This window comes from Streptomyces zaehneri (assembly GCF_032248645.1).
Taxonomy (GTDB): Bacteria; Actinomycetota; Actinomycetes; order Streptomycetales; family Streptomycetaceae; genus Streptomyces; species Streptomyces coriariae.
In genome coordinates this window covers 1-1,790 of sequence record NZ_JASTTJ010000062.1, presented here as the reverse complement: position 1 = coordinate 1,790, position 1,790 = coordinate 1, and the positions used below count along the sequence as shown (strand labels likewise).

General features: G+C 57.4%; 1 rRNA gene. It reads right to left on the bottom strand.

The window, feature by feature from the left end:
• Positions 1 to 1,698, bottom strand: a 23S ribosomal RNA gene (locus QQM72_RS40635); the annotation flags it as partial.
• Between the last annotated feature and the right edge of the window lie 92 nt (positions 1,699 to 1,790).

The following is a 1,790-nucleotide window of genomic DNA, read 5'->3' as shown; positions in this document are numbered from 1 at the left end:
CCTACACCCTTACCCCGGGACAACCACCGCCCGGGATGGACTACCTTCCTGCGTCACCCCATCACTCACCTACTGCAAGTCTGGTTCGTCGGCTCCACCACTTTCCTTTCCCCGAAGGGTCCGGAACGGCTTCACGGACTTAGCATCGCCTGGTTCGATGTTTGACGCTTCACAGCGGGTACCGGAATATCAACCGGTTATCCATCGACTACGCCTGTCGGCCTCGCCTTAGGTCCCGACTTACCCTGGGCAGATCAGCTTGACCCAGGAACCCTTAGTCAATCGGCGCACACGTTTCTCACGTGTGTATCGCTACTCATGCCTGCATTCTCACTCGTGAACCGTCCACAACTCGCTTCCGCGGCTGCTTCACCCGGCACACGACGCTCCCCTACCCATCCATACAGGCGTTGGCCCTATTGTATGAATGACACGACTTCGGCGGTACGCTTGAGCCCCGCTACATTGTCGGCGCGGAATCACTAGACCAGTGAGCTATTACGCACTCTTTCAAGGGTGGCTGCTTCTAAGCCAACCTCCTGGTTGTCTGTGCGACTCCACATCCTTTCCCACTTAGCGTACGCTTAGGGGCCTTAGTCGATGCTCTGGGCTGTTTCCCTCTCGACCATGGAGCTTATCCCCCACAGTCTCACTGCCGCGCTCTCACTTACCGGCATTCGGAGTTTGGCTAAGGTCAGTAACCCGGTAGGGCCCATCGCCTATCCAGTGCTCTACCTCCGGCAAGAAACACACGACGCTGCACCTAAATGCATTTCGGGGAGAACCAGCTATCACGGAGTTTGATTGGCCTTTCACCCCTAACCACAGGTCATCCCCCAGGTTTTCAACCCTGGTGGGTTCGGTCCTCCACGAAGTCTTACCTCCGCTTCAACCTGCCCATGGCTAGATCACTCCGCTTCGGGTCTTGAGCGTGCTACTGAAACGCCCTATTCGGACTCGCTTTCGCTACGGCTTCCCCACTCGGGTTAACCTCGCAACACACCGCAAACTCGCAGGCTCATTCTTCAAAAGGCACGCAGTCACGACGCATTGAGTAAACTCAATGCGCGACGCTCCCACGGCTTGTAGGCACACGGTTTCAGGTACTATTTCACTCCGCTCCCGCGGTACTTTTCACCATTCCCTCACGGTACTATCCGCTATCGGTCACCAGGGAATATTTAGGCTTAGCGGGTGGTCCCGCCAGATTCACACGGGATTTCTCGGGCCCCGTGCTACTTGGGTGTCTCTCAAACGAGCCGTTGACGTTTCGACTACGGGGGTCTTACCCTCTACGCCGGACCTTTCGCATGTCCTTCGCCTACATCAACGGTTTCTGACTCGTCTCACAGCCGGCAGACTGTGAAAGAGAGATCCCACAACCCCGTACACGCAACCCCTGCCGGGTCTCACACGTATACGGTTTGGCCTCATCCGGTTTCGCTCGCCACTACTCCCGGAATCACGGTTGTTTTCTCTTCCTGCGGGTACTGAGATGTTTCACTTCCCCGCGTTCCCTCCACACTGCCTATGTGTTCAGCAGCGGGTGACAGCCCATGACGACTGCCGGGTTTCCCCATTCGGAAACCCCCGGATCAAAGCCTGGTTGACGACTCCCCGGGGACTATCGTGGCCTCCCACGTCCTTCATCGGTTCCTGGTGCCAAGGCATCCACCGTGCGCCCTTAAAAACTTGGCCACAGATGCTCGCGTCCACTGTGCAGTTCTCAAACAACGACCAGCCACCCATCACCCCGAAACCCTACGGTTCCGAGTGCACTGGGGCCGGCA